This window comes from Bacteroidota bacterium (assembly GCA_005882315.1).
In the GTDB taxonomy this organism is placed as follows: domain Bacteria; phylum Bacteroidota; class Bacteroidia; order Chitinophagales; family Chitinophagaceae; genus VBAR01.
This window is the reverse complement of sequence record VBAR01000005.1, coordinates 97,262-114,364: the sequence shown is the minus strand read 5'-3', so window position 1 is coordinate 114,364 and position 17,103 is coordinate 97,262. Positions and strand designations below refer to the sequence as shown.

The 17,103-nt window shown below is 37.9% G+C and carries 14 protein-coding genes, 1 tRNA gene and 1 riboswitch; of the genes, 4 read left to right on the top strand and 11 right to left on the bottom strand.

Going from position 1 to position 17,103, the window contains the following annotated elements; translation table 11 throughout:
* Nucleotides 1–95: 95 nt before the first annotated feature.
* A complete protein-coding gene (gene glmS / locus E6H07_18165) occupies nt 96–1,934 on the top strand; it encodes a glutamine--fructose-6-phosphate transaminase (isomerizing) (GenBank protein TMI61822.1) in 1,839 nt (612 codons plus the stop codon).
* Nucleotides 1,935–2,057: 123 nt separating this feature from the next.
* Complete coding sequence (locus E6H07_18160) at nt 2,058–4,262, top strand: DUF4954 family protein (protein TMI61868.1); 2,205 nt, start codon at nt 2,058–2,060, stop codon at nt 4,260–4,262.
* A 4-nt stretch (nt 4,263–4,266) separates the two neighbouring features.
* Here E6H07_18160 and E6H07_18155 read toward each other — a convergent pair whose 3' ends face one another.
* The 6 genes from E6H07_18155 to E6H07_18130 all read right to left on the bottom strand — a co-directional run bounded on the left by E6H07_18155 (nt 4,267) and on the right by E6H07_18130 (nt 10,565).
* Nucleotides 4,267–4,785: a hypothetical protein gene (locus E6H07_18155; protein TMI61821.1), complete on the bottom strand. Its 519-nt coding sequence runs from the start codon at nt 4,783–4,785 to the stop codon at nt 4,267–4,269.
* A 221-nt stretch (nt 4,786–5,006) separates the two neighbouring features.
* Nucleotides 5,007–7,640 (bottom strand): hypothetical protein, encoded by a 2,634-nt coding sequence (locus tag E6H07_18150; GenBank protein ID TMI61820.1) that lies wholly within the window; start codon nt 7,638–7,640, stop codon nt 5,007–5,009.
* Between the two features lie 176 nt (nt 7,641–7,816).
* Entirely contained in the window at nt 7,817–8,014 is a 198-nt protein-coding gene (locus E6H07_18145) for a hypothetical protein (GenBank protein TMI61819.1), read from the bottom strand.
* 172 nt (nt 8,015–8,186) lie between these two features.
* Nucleotides 8,187–9,494: a ribosome biogenesis GTPase Der gene (locus E6H07_18140; GenBank protein ID TMI61818.1), complete on the bottom strand. Its 1,308-nt coding sequence runs from the start codon at nt 9,492–9,494 to the stop codon at nt 8,187–8,189.
* 11 nt (nt 9,495–9,505) lie between these two features.
* Nucleotides 9,506–10,372 (bottom strand): GTPase Era, encoded by an 867-nt coding sequence (locus tag E6H07_18135; GenBank protein TMI61817.1) that lies wholly within the window; start codon nt 10,370–10,372, stop codon nt 9,506–9,508.
* A 118-nt stretch (nt 10,373–10,490) separates the two neighbouring features.
* Nucleotides 10,491–10,565: transfer RNA gene (locus E6H07_18130), tRNA-Met, on the bottom strand.
* Nucleotides 10,566–10,754: 189 nt separating this feature from the next.
* Here E6H07_18130 and E6H07_18125 point away from each other — a divergent pair.
* Nucleotides 10,755–11,174, top strand: coding sequence for a lipocalin family protein (locus E6H07_18125; protein ID TMI61816.1), 420 nt, complete (start codon nt 10,755–10,757; stop codon nt 11,172–11,174).
* 53 nt (nt 11,175–11,227) lie between these two features.
* Here E6H07_18125 and E6H07_18120 read toward each other — a convergent pair whose 3' ends face one another.
* From E6H07_18120 to E6H07_18110, 3 genes are read right to left on the bottom strand one after another with little or no spacing between them, the layout of a single operon-like run.
* The gene (locus E6H07_18120; GenBank protein TMI61815.1) at nt 11,228–11,956 is read right to left on the bottom strand and encodes a DUF2807 domain-containing protein; all 729 of its coding nucleotides are present in this window, start codon (nt 11,954–11,956) and stop codon (nt 11,228–11,230) included.
* A 20-nt stretch (nt 11,957–11,976) separates the two neighbouring features.
* Nucleotides 11,977–12,696 carry a DUF2807 domain-containing protein gene (locus E6H07_18115; protein TMI61814.1) on the bottom strand — a complete coding sequence of 240 codons (720 nt, stop codon included), beginning with the start codon at nt 12,694–12,696 and terminating at the stop codon, nt 11,977–11,979.
* 24 nt (nt 12,697–12,720) lie between these two features.
* A complete protein-coding gene (locus E6H07_18110; GenBank protein TMI61813.1) occupies nt 12,721–13,440 on the bottom strand; it encodes a DUF2807 domain-containing protein in 720 nt (239 codons plus the stop codon).
* Nucleotides 13,441–13,555: 115 nt separating this feature from the next.
* Nucleotides 13,556–13,659, top strand: a riboswitch (TPP riboswitch).
* Nucleotides 13,660–13,742: 83 nt separating this feature from the next.
* Between E6H07_18110 and E6H07_18105 the strand changes: the two genes are divergently transcribed.
* Entirely contained in the window at nt 13,743–15,911 is a 2,169-nt protein-coding gene (locus E6H07_18105) for a TonB-dependent receptor (protein TMI61812.1), read from the top strand.
* Between the two features lie 53 nt (nt 15,912–15,964).
* Here E6H07_18105 and E6H07_18100 read toward each other — a convergent pair whose 3' ends face one another.
* Together E6H07_18100 and E6H07_18095 are read right to left on the bottom strand one after the other, a co-directional pair.
* Nucleotides 15,965–16,279, bottom strand: a complete 315-nt coding sequence (locus E6H07_18100; protein ID TMI61811.1) for a rhodanese-like domain-containing protein — start codon at nt 16,277–16,279, stop codon at nt 15,965–15,967.
* A gap of 10 nt (nt 16,280–16,289) precedes the next feature.
* Nucleotides 16,290–17,096 carry a PASTA domain-containing protein gene (locus tag E6H07_18095; protein ID TMI61810.1) on the bottom strand — a complete coding sequence of 269 codons (807 nt, stop codon included), beginning with the start codon at nt 17,094–17,096 and terminating at the stop codon, nt 16,290–16,292.
* Nucleotides 17,097–17,103 lie beyond the last annotated feature (7 nt).

Genomic DNA, 17,103 nt, shown 5'->3' with positions numbered 1-17,103 from the left:
TCCTTTGCCATCTCCCCTATTTTTATGACTTTCGTGTTGCAAAAATTCAATCTATCCGGGTTGCTATCAGGATAATCACAAAAACCAAAAAGCCCATGTGTGGAATAGTAGGATATACCGGCCCTAAAGAAGCTTATCCGATCATCATTAAAGGACTCAAACGCCTTGAATACCGCGGTTACGATAGTACCGGCGTAGCACTAAATAATTCAACCGGTCTGAAAGTTTACAAGAAAAAAGGAAAGGTAGCCGAGCTTGAGGATAGCATCGTTGGTAAAAACCTGCATGCTCATATTGGCATCGGTCATACCCGCTGGGCCACACATGGCGAGCCGAATGACCGCAATGCACACCCCCATCTTTCAAAAAGCGGTAAGCTGGCCATGATCCATAATGGCATCATTGAAAACTATGCACAGCTTAAAAAAGAACTCATCAGTAAAGGATATGAATTTACCAGCGATACGGATACAGAAGTATTATTGAATTTTATTGAAGAAATAAAAAATAACAACCAGTGTAGTCTTGAAGAAGCATTAAGAATAGCACTGAAAAGGGTAACAGGAGCGTACGTTATTTTATTGATCGATGAAGACAGTCCCGATACCATCATTGCAGCAAGAAAAGGAAGTCCTCTTGTAATTGGTATTGGAAAAGGCGAACATTTTTTGGGTAGTGATGCATCGCCAATGCTTGAGTACACAAAAGAAGTAGTTTATGTAAATGATTATGAACTGGCCATTGTAAAACCAGATGAACTCATCTTAAAAAATCTTGGTAATGAAAAGCTGACGCCATATGTTCAGAAGCTGGATATAGAATTAGCAGCAATTGAAAAAGGCGGTTATGACCACTTCATGCTTAAAGAAATATTTGAACAGCCGCAAACTATATATGATTGTTTAAGAGGAAGATTGGATCCTGCAGCAGGCACCATTACTATGAGTGGCATTCAGCAATATGCAGAACAGCTTCTTCATGCAAAAAGAATAATTATGGTTGCCTGTGGCACCAGCTGGCATGCGGGATTGGTAGCAGAATATATTTTTGAAGAACTATGCCGTGTGAATGTAGAAGTGGAGTATGCATCCGAATTCCGCTATCGTAATCCGGTGATCAATAAAGGTGATATCATCATTGCTATTTCACAAAGCGGTGAAACGGCGGATACATTAGTGGCTATTGAAAATGCAAAAGCAAAAGGCGCCATAATTATGGGTGTGGTAAATGTGGTAGGGTCTTCCATTGCCAGGGCAAGTCATACCGGAGCCTATACACATGCCGGACCGGAGATTGGTGTAGCATCTACTAAAGCCTTTACTGCACAGTTGGCTGTGCTTACCATGATAGCTCTGAAAGTTGCACATATGAAAGGAACGATTGATGAAGAAAGATATTTGCATTTATTAAATGAACTGCAGGAAATACCGGAGAAAGCTGCATGGGTATTAAAATCAAAAGACCATATAAAAGCCCTTGCTGAAAAATATAAAGACGCAAGAGATTTCCTTTATCTCGGCCGTGGCTATAATTTCCCTGTTGCACTCGAAGGCGCCTTAAAGCTTAAAGAAATTTCTTACATACATGCCGAAGGCTATCCTGCAGCAGAAATGAAACATGGTCCTATTGCATTGGTGGATGCAACCCTGCCTGTTGTTTTTGTTGCTACAAAAGATACATACCATGAAAAAACAGTAAGTAATATGCAGGAGATAAAAGCAAGAAAAGGAAGAGTGATCTCTGTAATTACTGAAGGCGATGAAATGAGTACCTCATTGTCAGAAGACGTGATGATAGTACCGGAAGCAGATGAAATAGTAGCCCCTATGCTTAGTGTTATTTCGCTTCAGCTTTTAGCGTATTATATTGGAGTAGCAAAAGGATGTGATGTTGACAAACCGAGAAATTTGGCAAAGAGTGTTACCGTTGAGTAGTTGCTGGTGGCCGATTACTTGTATTTTCAATCCGAAAATTTATTTTCTTAAACTACGAATGGAGAAATATATAAACAAAAAAGATTGTTTGCTTTAACAGGCAGCAAGGAAGTAACAACCAGCATGAACAATATCATTAAAAAACCAATTGCTTCGCTTGGCTACGGTTTTATCCCGAAAGAATTTATTCCCAAAGGTAAAAATGAATATCACCTGCGTAATCTTCAAAACCGCAGTGGAATAAAATACCGCAAGCTTACTACATTGGAAACAGAAGTATTGATCCGCAACAGGAATAGTTCGGATAACTGGGATAAAGTTTTCGTATCCGACGCATTTAACCCTGAACTGGTAAAAGGCTGTAAATTTTATGGACTAGTAAGAATCGGTAAACTAGAACCTTTTTTTCTTGAATTCAACAATATTCGCCTGGCTGTTGGCTTATATAACAGCACCATCATCAGTTGCGATTTGGGCGATAACGTGGCAATTGATAATGTTAACTACTTATCACATTATATAATCGGTAATGAAGTGATACTGGCCAATATCAATGAAATGGCAACTACCGATCATTCCAAATTTGGAAATGGTATAATAAAAGATGGTGAATCAGAGTCTGTTCGGATCTGGATCGAGATATGTAATGAAAATGCCGGCAGAAAAGTAATGCCCTTTAACGGAATGCAACCAGGTGATGCGTGGCTATGGTCAAAATACAGGGATGATGAAAAGCTATTGCAGAAATTTAAAGAGTTTACTGAAAAGCGGTTTGACAAACAAAGAGGTTATTACGGTAAAGTTGGCGATCGTACTGTTATTAAAAATTGTAAAATAATTAAAGATGTATGGATAGGATCTGATGCTTACCTGAAGGGTGCCAACAAATTAAAAAATCTTACCATCAATTCTTCTCCCGAAGCAAAATCGCAGGTTGGTGAAGGTTGCGAGATCGTAAACGGAATTATCGGGTTTGGCTGCCGGATATTTTATGGTGTAAAAGCAGTTCGTTTTATTCTTGCATCCAACTCACAGCTTAAATATGGTGCAAGGCTTATTAACTCCTATCTCGGCGACAACTCAACTATTTCATGTTGCGAGGTTTTAAATTCTCTTATTTTTCCAGCTCATGAGCAACATCATAATAACTCTTTTCTATGCGCCGCAACCGTGATGGGTCAATCCAATATGGCAGCAGGCGCCACCATCGGCAGTAATCATAACAGTCGTGGTGCAGATGGTGAAATTGTTGCTGGCCGCGGGTTCTGGCCAGGGCTCTGTGTAAGTCTTAAACATAATTCAAAATTTGCTTCTTATACTATAATAGCAAAAAGTGATTTTCCTGCTGAGCTGAATATTCCGATACCTTTTTCATTGGTGAATAATGATGTGAGTAATGATAAATTAGTTATCATGCCTGCGTATTGGTTTCAATACAATATGTATGCACTGGCAAGAAATGCAGGTAAATATGTTGACAGGGATAACCGCACCGATAAATCGCAACATATCGAATATGATTATTTGGCGCCGGATACTGTTAATGAGATTTTTGATGCCTTAACACTGCTCAAAAAGATCACAGGCGAAGCCTACCAGGTAAAAATCAAAGAAACAATACCTCCCAAAGAATTATTGAAAACCGGAGAATCGTTGCTTGAACTGAATGAGGTTTATGCTAATAAACTTGAATTGCTTGCCCCGGGTTTCGAAAATGCAAAACGTAAAACAGAAATTGTAAAAGGGGAAGAAAGCTATCATATTTTCAAACGTCTTATTATTTATTACGGCGTTGTACAATTGATCGAGTTTATTGATAAACACAAAATAAATAAGTGGAAAAAATTATATGCGGCCCTGCCATTCCAGGCAAAACGGGCTGCATGGATAAATATCGGTGGGCAATTAATACCTGAATTATCAGCCGGTACTTTGATCAGAAATATCAGGACTGGAAAGATCCGCAGTTGGGATGAAGTCCATTCCTTTTACCGGAAAAACAGTGTAGCCTACCCGGAACAAAAATTCCAACATGCATTTGCTTCATTGCTGGAGATATTAAAAATTTCTCCAAGCGCATTTTCAAAAAAATTGTTTGATTCATTGCTTCAACAAGCAACCGAAACAAAAGAATGGATGGTAAAATCGATCTTTGATTCAAGGGCAAAGGACTATCAAAGCGATTTTCGTAAAATGGTATATGACAACACCACCGAGATGGAAAAAGTAATTGGCAAACTGGATAAAAATATTTTTATCAACCAGCAAAAAGATGAATTAAAACAATTTAAAAAACAAGTTGAAAACCTGGTTAAGATCTTTCAATAACAGCTTATACTTTTTTATACTTAAATGGAATGTAGCTAGCAGACCAACCAACCTGGTAACATAGGGTATAAAAAAGAAAATCTTTTACATAGTAGCCAAAGCGTTTTTTCTTTTCCCCTATTTTAATTACGAGGGCAGTGGTCAATGCACTTCTACTAATAAAATTATTCAGGTGATATTGATCTGTAAACATGATCAGCACAGAAGTGGATAAAGGAAAATTAGCACCATTATTAGGGTTACCATCCTCGTACTTATTTCTCCAGCTTATAGCAGGATTAAACCAATCGGGGTTAGCATCAGGGAAGGCTTTTTTGAAGCTTTTCCAATGAAACTGTAATGTTTCATTAAATCCTTTTGCAGTACCTCCGACAAGTACCAACCCACCCGTCAGGTATTTATTTTTATCCAATTTCCATTTTTCCCGTGTGCCTTTTTCATTTTGGGCAGGCAATATATTTGTAATCATTAGCAATAACAAAATTGCAAGCAGTTTCATTTTAATTCCGGATTGTGTTTTCATAAAGTAGGTTACGGCCTATCATTAGGAACAGGATTTCAACCGGCTTTTCAATCGATAAAGAATTTCTAAGGGGAGTTTCAAAAAGGATAGCTGTAGAAGATCGCCGACACAAATTACATCGGAGTTTATTCTATTCAAAGCTTTAGAGATTTAAATTTTAAAGGCTCGTAAAAATACCTTTCCAAATATTGAGAGGGCTCAATAGAAACGATTGATCGGGCTTACTGTCTTGCAAACTGGCCAATAAATATAGTTTTAGATCCATTGCTGATGATGATAGTGAAAATACCAACCGCTAAATGATCCAGTTTAAGTTCCGTTCTATTATTGCCACGTAACACTTGTAACTGTTTTTTAGAAAGTACCCTTCCATTCATATCTGTTATTATATAATCAAGCAGTTTATTTTCTTCAGCATTAATATCAAGAGTAGCAGTAGACAGTACAATAGATGGATATAGCCTTGCTGAATTAATAACAGTTTTTTTATTCAGTATCATTATAACTTTGCTATAAGTGATCTTGCCATTTTCATCAGTTATTTTAAGCCTGTAATAAATCATGCCCTCGGGCAATGAATCGTCTTCAGTTTTATAAAAACGGTTTGTTTCACTTCCACCAACAGTAATTACTCTCATAAAACTGTTACCATCAATTGAACGTTGTACTTCAAAACTTGCATTGCGGGAGCAACATACTCCCAACTCCCATAAAATTTCTGAAGACGTATTGTTTCTTTTTACTGCATTGAATGAAAGCAATTGAACCGGCAATGCCCATCCGCCATTTCTTCCCACTGAAAAAGGTGTATTAAATGAAGTAACAGAATTTGCTGTTACAATAAATGGATCTGAACCAACCGGACTTAAATTGGTCGCAATCACATTCCATACCAGTGATACATTTTTTAATAGCTCCATTGGCTGCGGCTGTGGTAATACCCCTACGTTGCAATGCGCCGCGTCATACTGAAATTTGGTTATTACGCCAGTGGATGGCACTGCAGAAGTATTAATGACCCATGTCCTGTTTACAGCATAAGCAGGAAATGCAATTGATGGACTGATACCCGATACTATTCTTACATCAAAATCGATGATTGTACCTGGGTTTGAAAAACTTACCGGGTTGTATGAAGAGATTGAATGACCGACCGGAAAATCAACCTGTGTTATCCCTACATTTTTAATTTTAAGAAAGCCGGTTGCGTTCGTTATAACATGACTGTTGTTAGCACCTCCTGCGATAGTTCCAGTTACTGTCAGAGAATTATTTCCTAACTCAACATAAGAATCACTTAAAAGAAAAATATTACCGGTCACTGTTTTATTTGAGATCATGGTCACATAAGAACTGGTTCCAATTTCCAATCCACCAATAGCCGGTACTGCAAGATTTCCACTCCCTCCTAATTCTGCAGTCGTTCCGTTAATAATGAATTTGGCAGTACTAGCACTTGCATCTGCAACAACATTTCCGCCACCCCTGATCCCATTTCTGAAAATCTTATTCCCTCCATTCTCCCAGGTGAATAGTCCTGTACCATTTGCTTCGAATACACCATTGATCGTAGTAGTTGTATTGGCGCCAACAGTTAATGCGCCGAAATTAACTGTACGAAATACAGGAATTGTTGCAGCATTTACATTTGGAAAATAAGTTACCCCGGCAGTTGAAAACCCAATACCTGTCTCAAGTATTGATTGATCCTTATAAACTATATTATTTGAATTGACACCTATACCGGCATCTGTCATTCCATCTGCATTTACCTTTAATATTCCGCCTCCGCTGACATTAAGCACTGCGCTTGCATCACTAAAATTAGGCGGTGTATTGGCAATAGACAAATGCATAGCACCTCCATTCTGAATGTTGACATCATCTCCGGGTCCGTCTACAATTAAAAAATTACCATTGACTATATCGAGTACGCCGCCATTGGCAATCGTTAACTCATCCACACCTATTATAGCAGCATAAGAAACCGTATGGCTATTACGTATGATTATTGTTTCTGCATGGGCAGTGGGTATTGTAGTTGCAGGCAGCCATGATATATTATCTGGTGAAGATTCCCACGTATTCAAATTTATCCAGGCACCTGACTGTACTGTTCGAAAATGTTCTGTACTGTATGGATTAAATAGGAATGCAATATCAACATTATCTATAGCTAGGCCATCATCATTTCCAGTGGCATCAAAATCCGTCCATTTTATAAAAAATGATGAACCTTGTACTATAAAAAGATTTTGGATAATATAAATAGCTGTGGTTTGATTAGCTGGATCATTACCGTTAAGAGGGCCCGGTATACCGACGTTTACTGGAGCAATAAAATCCAATGCATCTGCATCAAACCAGTTTCCATTATTGAGACTTGTTGCGTTGGCACTATATTGAAAATCGAGTTTGTCAAGCCTGCCTGCTTCACCTAAACGCCATTGCTTACCAACGAACCTTACAAATAATCTTGTAATGGTAAAACCGGTGTTATTTGTAAAATAAAAACCAAATGAAGAATTCAATGTGCCGGTTTGCAGTAAACCTAAAGAACGATCGGAACCAAGATTTGCACCATAGTTATAACTATCTCCGTTAGCATTGCTGCCATCATCAGCAGTCATCGTAGTATTCTGATTTGAGCCCGTTTCTTCAAAATACCAACCAGTTAGTGTCGCATTATGGCTTCCAAGATTACCCCCTACAGCAGTAATACTTCCAGTCCCAAGGGTGTTGAGATTTTGAGAATAGGTTGCAGAACCCATCACAAATTGGGCTTCAGCCTGTTTAATAAAACAAACCAAACTAATAAGTAAGCACGGAGAAATTAAAACCCGAAACCTTTTCATACATCATTTTTGCCTCATAGAACATCCCGAAAAGGTTTTCAAAGAAAGTGGATTGAAGGAAGGACAAGATAACAATTACTTGAGAAAAGCTATAGTAAAGTCATTAAAATAAAATCCCCCAGGCTTGGACCAAGGGGACCTTCTTGCAAGAAGATTAATTGTAAAAAGTACAACGATTACTTCTTAAGAGTATCTACAACAGTTTTAAAAGTATCCATTGCAGCTTTTCCTGTAGTATCTGCAGCATTAGCAGCTTCAGTTGCAGCATTTGAAATAGTATCACCAACCACTTTTGTTTCCTCAGTAGTTTTCTTTTCGTCACCACAAGCAACTAAAACAGTAGCGATTGCAGCGATTGCAAAAAATTTCTTCATTGTACTTTGTTTTTTTAAGGTTAAAATTGAAGGCGCAAAGGTAGCCGCCAAAAGGAATTGACCAAATTTTTCACAATTGAAATCTCAGGTAAAGTCAACTATTGATTTCAAGCAAACATGTCTTCTAAAAGCGAACATTTGCAATCAATAAAAGACCCTAATAAAGCCAGATCTATTTTTTTCTAAAGTATATACGGATGGGTACCCCTAAAAATTCGAATTGCAGCCTTAACTGATTTTCAAGATAATTACGGTAAGGAGTTTTAATATCATCCGGAAAGTTGCAAAAGAAAGCAAATGATGGAATAGGAGTAGGCAATTGAGTCGCATACTTTATTTTCACCGGGTTTCCTCTTACTACTGGTGGATGATAAGCTTCAATTGCTTTTTGAATCACGTCATTCAACGCTGATGTTCCTATTTTTCTTCTCCTGTTGTCAGCCACTTCCAATCCTGTTTCGATGGCCTTGAAAATCCTCGTTTTTTCTTTTGCTGAAATAAACAAAATTGGAACATCGTTAAAGGGTGCCAGTCTTTTCTTTAATTCATTTTCATAATCACGGGCTGTGTTGGTTTCTTTTTCATGCAAATCCCATTTGTTTACCAGCACTACTATTCCTTTTCCTTTTTTAGCAGCCAGTGAAAATATATTCAGGTCTTGTTGAGTGATCCCTTTTTCTGCATCAATTAATATTAAGCATACATCTGCTTCATCCATTGCTTTGATAGCACGTATCACTGAATAGAACTCAAGATCTTCATGCACTTTTGTTTTGCGGCGTATACCAGCCGTATCAATCAAAATGAAATCTTTATTGAAAAGATTATAATATGTATGAATAGTATCCCTTGTTGTGCCAGCTATATTACTTACAATTGTACGCTCCTGCCCTACCAGCGCATTCAGCAATGATGATTTGCCCACATTAGGCTGACCCATGATTGCAAATTTGGGAAGATCTTTATCATCAGCCTCTGTTTCTGTGTCAGGAATTAATTCAGCTACTGCATCCAGCAATTCACCCGTACCACTTCCGCTGGCTGCAGCAATAAAAAATATTTTTTCTAACCCCATGCTATAAAATTCTGTTGCCTCAAGCATACGGTCGCTATTATCAACTTTATTAACTACAAGGAATACTGGTTTTACTGAAGTTCTTAACAAGGCCGCCATTTCATCATCCAATTGAGTGATCCCGGTAGCAGCATCTACCATAAATAATATTGCATTGGCTTCTTCTACCGCAATCAATACTTGCTTCGCAATTTCTTTTTCAAACACATCTTCGCTTCTTGCCACAAAACCGCCAGTGTCAATTACGTTGAAAACTTTTCCATTCCAGTCTGCAATACCATATTGTCGGTCACGGGTTACACCGCTTACATCATCCACAATTGCTTTCCGTTGTTCAAGCAAACGATTGAATAAAGTGCTTTTTCCGACATTCGGTCTTCCTACTATCGCTACAGTAAAACTCATAATTTTAAAATTTAATAACCATATTCTTTCAGGTACAGATCATTGTCCCGCCATTTCTCTTTCACTTTTACAAACAACTCCAGGAAAATTTTCTGTTGAAGAAATTTCTCAATATCTAATCGTGATAATGTACCTATCTTTTTTATCATAGCTCCTTTATCACCCAATATGATCGCTTTTTGCGATTCCCGCTGCACAATTATATCAGCAGTGATCTTAACTAGTGTTGTTTTTTCTTTGAATTCACGAACCAGTACAGTTGCCTGGTAAGGTATTTCATCTGATATCAGTTCAAATATTTTTTCACGAACTATTTCGCCAACAAAAAACCTTGTGTTCAGATCCGTCATTTCATCTTCAGCATAAAATGGTTCACCTTCTGGCAGCAATTCCAAAATAGGTTTTAAGAAAGATTTTTTATTGATACCGCTTGTTGCTGAAATTGTAATTGTATTGGTACAATATTTCTTTTCTTTGAAATATTTGATCACCTCTGCTATTTTTTCCTGACTGGCCCTATCAATTTTATTGACCACAACTATCGCCGGCACTTTAAGTTTCAATGAAGAAAAAATTGAATCACACTCCTCTATGTTTTCATTTACATCTACGATCAGTAAAGCAATATCAGCATCCTCTAAAGCATTCTTTACTGAATGCATCATTTTTTCATGCAGCTTATATTTAGGCTCAATGATACCGGGTGTATCGGAAAGAATAACCTGATAATCTTTTTCGGTTAATATTCCTTTTATACGATGCCTTGTTGTTTGCACTTTGGATGAAACAATTGCAAGCTTTTCACCGATCAATGCATTCAGAAGGGTGCTTTTACCGGCATTAGGCCGTCCGAAAATATTTACGAAACCTGTTTTCATGAAAAAGTTTAAAGCCGTTGACTTCAAACTGCAGGAATGGAGGAGGTAATCAATCCTTATGAGTTGAAGTTCAACTGCCAGGAAAATTAAGGCCATCCATTTACGGACGGCCTTTCTGTAGTTGCGAAGGGGAGGATCGAACTCCCGACCTTTGGGTTATGAGCCCAACGAGCTACCGCTGCTCTACTTCGCGATGTGGGGTGCAAAGGTAACCGGATTACACATTGCAGCCAAACAAATATCTACTCAATTATGAGATGAAGAATTACTACACTAAAAACGTATAATTAAGTTTGAATAGAGATATATGTGATAACAATTGCCGGGCAGGAATCTAATTGCTAATTTCGCTACCTTATTAATTTTTAACTAAAATCATATCATGAAAAAGCTTTTATTCTCTGTTACTCTTGCAGCATTAACCGTTATTTCCTGTAAAAAAGACAAAGATGAATGTACCACAAGTACAGCTTCACTTTCCGGAAATTACCGCCAAACTGCTATCAAATACAAACAAACATCCAGTTCTGCTGAACAGGACTTTTTTGCAACTTTAGATGCCTGTGAAAAAGACGATATTCTTGTATTGAATTCTAACGGTGCCTATAACTATCAGGATGCGGGTACAGTTTGCACACCCAACGGCAGTTATTCGGGTACATGGTCTTATAGTGGAAGCACAATTACTGTAGATGGGGATGTTGCAACCATTCAGAGCTTCGATTGTAAAAGCCTCGTAATTTATATTACAGATCAATTAGTTCCCGGTGACAGGATCACTACAACTCTCGTTAAACAATAAAATAAAAAGAAAGGGTTCCACTGGAACCCTTTCTTTTTATTAGTTTTTAATAGCTAAGATCTGTTTCTTGATACACTACTTGCACCATTTGTTTTGATATCACGTATCAATCCATCACCCTGGTATCTTAGATCGCTGGCACCACTTGCCCTGGCAGATAATTCTTTGTTTACTGTAATTTTTATACTGCTTGCACCGCTTATATCGGCATCACAATAATCTGTTTTAAAATCATAACCCTTGAATGAGCTGGCACCGCTTGCTTTAATATTTAAATTAGAAGCCGATCCTGTTACTGTCATATCTGAAGCACCACTCAGATCAATATTCATTTTTTGTACATCAAACTCTCCCTCTTTTGCCCTTATATCGCTGGCGCCGCTTAATACTATTTTGAGATTCTCCTCCTTTATTTTTCCCTGTATGGAAACATCACATGCGCCTGAAACATCCAGCTTATCAATGCTTTTAAAAGAAATATAAGCACGGAGTTTCATTTTGCTACCATTCCATTTTTTTGTCCAGCTGGATTTTTTTAATCCGATGAACAAAACACCTCCTTCTACTTTCACTTCAATTTCATTTCTGTATTTCACATCAGAAGCACTCACAGCAACAGATTCTTCATTGCCTTGTGTGATATACACATCAAATGCACTGGAAAGTTTTATAGCATGAAAATTCTTTGCTTCCCTTATTTCGGCATTCGCATCATTTATTCTCTGACCAATTGACAGCATTGAAAAAAATAACCCTGCAATTGCTATTGAAAACTTTTTCATATTCGTTAATAATTTAAAACTTATTTTGAAATTTTCTTTACACTGCCGCCACCGCTGCTTTTTATTTCACGGATCAGGCCTGTTCCTTTATAACGGACATCACTCCCACCGGTAGCATCAACGGTTAATTCTTTATTTACTGTAATAGAGACATCGCTACCACCACTGGCATCTATATAACAGTTTTCAACAACCAGATCAGATCCCTTAAAATCACTGCCGCCACTTGCTTCAATATGAATTGATTTTGCAGAGCCTGAAATAATAATATCAGAGCCGCCACTTGCATCTGCTTTTACTTCGCTTGCCTCAACCCTTCCTTTAAAATCACTGCCACCCGATACCTTGAGGTCAAGTTTATCAGTTTTGAAAGTTCCATCCACGATCACATCTGAACCACCCGATGCAACTAAACCATCCAATGTTTTTGCAGATACATAGGCCTTCATTTTGTGATTGCCCCACGAAATACGAATATTACCTTCCTCGTGTTCATACCATATTTTCAATACACCATCCTTCACTTCAGTTCTTATTTTATCCCGGTATTTCGTTTCTGATGCACTTACGGCGACAGCCTCATTGCCCTGGCTGAGATAGAGATCAATGCCACTTGCAATATGAACGGCATGAAACCCACTTACTTTTCTTTCAACTGCATTGGCATCGCTAATTGTTGTTTGTGCCGATGCCGATATTGTTAAGAACGCCGCAGTAACTATTCCTATAAGTTTTTTCATGATTTAAAATTTGGAGTTGAATAATTAAATGCGGCTTACATGACCACCCGTATTTGTTTTTATATCCCTGATACCAGCTTCACCTTTGTACTTTACATAACCACCTGTATTGGCCTTTACATTCATTTCTTTTTGAACACTTATATGTACACCTGCCCCGGTGCTTACAGTTATATCACATGATGATGTTGCAAGTTCTTCTCCCAAAAACCTGCTTCCTGTATCACCCTCAGCTTCAAGTTTATCAACTTGACCACTTAGTGTAATTCGGGAGCCTGTATTCTGATCTACTTTAAGTGTTGTAATATTTACTTCTCCATTAACAATTCCACCGGTATTAGCTTTTAAATCAAGTGTTGGAGATTTAAAAACCCCTTTGATCCTTAGTTCAGCACCAGTAGTTACTGCCAAATAATCGAGGCTTTTATAAGAAACATAGGCTTTAAGCCTTTTGTTTTCATATTTCTTGTTGATGGATCCTGTTTTTGTTTCATAATGAATTTTCAAAATGCCGTTTACCACTTCAGTCACTATTTTATCACGAAACTCTGTTGTGGATGCACTGACAGCAACAGCTTCTTCAGAACCTTCTGTAAGAATCAATGTGATGCCTGTAGCTACGTCAACGCCATGAAAACCACTGACATTTCTTGTGGATGCGTTAGCATCATTGATAACCTCCTGACCCAAAATGGAAACTAAAATACCTGTCAATAACAGAAAGGATAAGATAACTTTTTTCATAAACCCTGGTTTTTTTGTATAATACGAAGGGTGGCGTAGAAAAGTTACACCCTCTAAAAGATTTTTCCTCTTTATTTTTGCACCAGTTCTTTAAAAAAGCTAAAAGCTTTTAGTTTCAGTGTTCCCGGGGTGCTGTCCGCCAATTGGCCGGACGGCTGAGAAATACCCGTAAGACCTGATCAGGGTAATGCCTGCGCAGGGAAGGATAGATCGTTATGTTATCTCCTTTCTTAACAGCATTTCCCTCTTTATTTATTTAATTAATCTGTCCCGTTTATAACGGAACAACAAATTTTTTTAAAATGAAGAGGATTGCATCTTTTATCATTTCAGTTTGCCTGTCACAGTTTGTCAACTCCCAGGAAAAAGAGATCACACAAGACAGTTTTTATTTACTGACACCAGTAGAAGTTAGGGCCATCCGTGCCGGAGAAAATTCTCCTTTCACAAAATCCAATATCTCAAAAAAGACATTGGAAAAAATTAATACCGGCGTTGATATCCCTTTCTTGCTGAATCAAACTCCCGGAGTAGTTGTAAACTCAGATGCCGGTAATGGTATTGGTTATACAGGCATCCGCATCCGTGGTACTGACGCATCAAGAATTAATGTTACACTGAATGGAGTTCCGTTCAATGATGCAGAAAGTCAGGGAAGTTTTTTTGTTGACCTGCCTGATTTCAGTTCATCAACCGGAAGTGTGCAGATTCAAAGAGGTGTTGGCACCTCTTCAAACGGCGCAGGAGCATTTGGTGCTTCAATCAACTTCAGCACAAACGAGGTAAATGATAAACCTTATTTTGAGTTGAATAACTCTGCAGGTTCATTTAATAGTTTTAAAAATACATTGAAAATCGGAAGCGGATTAATAGCCGGCCATTTTACCACCGACCTTCGGCTTTCAAGGATCAGCAGTGATGGTTTTATTGACAGGGCTTCCAGTAACCTGAAATCAATTTATTTTTCCACTGCTTATATCAATAAGAAGTCTTCGCTACGTTTAAATATTTTTTCAGGTAAAGAAAAAACTTACCAGGCATGGTATGGAATTTCTGAAGCGGATCTAATTGCAGGTAACCGTACTGTTAACTATGCAGGCACCGAACGACCCAACGAGCCTTACGATAATGAAACAGATAATTATAAACAGGACCATTACCAATTTTTTTTCAATCATAAATTCTCTTCAAAATTCAATTTCAGTACTGCTTTGTTTTTGATAAAAGGTAAAGGTTACTACGAACAGTACAAGGCTGACGAAGATTATGCTGATTATGATCTCCCCTATCCTGACATGAATACAACCACTTCGGATCTAGTGAGGCAATTGTGGCTGGATAATGATTATTATGGAAACATCTTTTCATTAAATTATAAAGACAAAGCAAGCGATATCACATTAGGAGGTGCTGTTACACAGTACGACGGAAATCATTTCGGAAAAGTAATATGGGCAGAAGAAGGATTGCCTTATATAAAAAATTACTATGACCTCGATGCCGTAAAAAAGGATTTTAATATTTACCTAAAACAACAAACACGGTTTGCCGACTACTGGCACTTCTTTTATGATCTGCAATTCCGGCAGGTGAACTATGATATCAACGGATTTAGAGATAACCCAACACTGATCATTAATAATGGTTACAGTTTTTTTAATCCAAAAGCCGGTATCAGTTTCAATAAGAATAAATGGAAAGGCTACTTATCATTTGCAGTAGCCAATAAAGAACCGAACAGGGATGATTTTGAAGCAAGCGAAATACAACAACCCAAACCAGAAAAATTGTATGATTGGGAAGCAGGCGCAGAATTCGTAAAACTGAAATGGAATATATCAGCAAATATTTATTACATGAGCTATAAGGACCAGTTGGTACTTTCAGGAAAAATAAATGACGTTGGCGCTTATACAAGAACAAATATTCCAGAAAGCTATCGGAAAGGCATCGAAATACAAGGGGCTTATAAGTTTAATAAATGGATAAATGCAACTGCAAATATTGCGTTAAGCAAAAACAAAGTTGAGAATTTTACTGAGTATGTAGATGATTATGATAATGGCGGGCAACAAACATATAATTACTCCTCACCAGATATTGCCTTATCGCCTTCTGTAGTGAGTGGCGGTTCACTTAATATTTTACCTATGGAAAACTGGGAGATCAGCTTGCCGTTTAAAGTCGTAAGCAAGCAGTATCTTGATAATACTTCAAATGATGCCCGCAAACTTGATGGATTTTATACCCAGGATCTCAGAACGATCTACACTATAAAAGGCAAAAAGAAAGCCGATAGCCATCGGCTTGAAACCAGTTTCATTTTTCAACTGAATAATATCCTGGATGAAAAATACGAACCGAATGGCTATACATTCAGTTATATCTATGGAGGAAGTATGACAACAGAGAATTATTATTTTCCGATGGCGGGAAGAAATTTTATGATCTCAGTGAATTTTAAATTCTGAGATAGAAATAGATAGTCGTTAGTCAAAACCATTGACCGCTGACTAGCGACTAATTATTTTCCACTACCAAATTTCGTCTGCCAATCCAGCACACCGCCAACAACGTTTACAGTATTGGAGAAACCGAGTGTTTCTAAAAACATACAGGCAGTAACGCTGCGTTTGCCGCTGCGACAATGAACAATTACCTCTTCATCTTTCAAATCATCGATTTCTTCAGTCTGCATAGATTGGATCATGCCTAATGGTAATAATTTACCACCGATATTGAATTCAGCATATTCATCCGGCTCACGGCAATCGATAAGGTTAACTTTTTCGCCTGCATCCATCCGGGCCTTCAATTCTTCAACTGTAATGTTGTTCATATAAATTCTTTTAAAGTGGTAGTTGTTTGGTCGCCGTGTCAATAACTATTCTTTCCCTACTAAGCCACACATTCATCATTTGGCCTGACCTGATTTTGATCTTTTTGCCTTCATCATCAAATTGTGAAGGCTCCTGTTTATAAATGAAGGCATTCATAGTATCGGTTATATCTGCATCAACCTGCATCAATTCAATGACGAGTCCATTTGATTCCAGCATTCCTTTAGCTTGTCCATAACTCAGTCCTCTTAAATCTGGAACCGAAAACTCAAGGTTGCCGACACCACTTGCAAGCACAAGATCGATCTTACTTCCCATCCTGATCTTTGTACCCGGCGCAATAGGCGCCCCATTATACCATTGTTCCATGACTGTATGCTTGTCAAATCTCGGTTTGAAGGTTGTATCTCCCAACCTTAGATTATTATTTTTTAAACCCATTTCAGCACTGCGAAAACTATAATTAACAAGGTTAGGCATTTCAACCATTGGGGGAACAGCACGGTTTACTGTGATATAAACATTCCGGTTTACTTTCACGACTGCATCAGGAGATGGAAATTGTTTGATGACGGTAAATTTCGGAAGCGTATCAACATAAATGGAATCCTGTACCGTCACATCAAAGCCCTGCTTTTTCAGGATATCCATTGCTTCATCGAAATTTTTTCCTACTACAGCGGGTATAGTTTTTGATTTGCCATGATTGGTGAGCCAGTTCAATGACAAAATAAACACTGTGAAAACTCCTATGATCAATAATAGACCAACGAGCAGGTTTACCCAAAGTGGACGATGTGTGATTTGTTTTAGCACTCTGTTA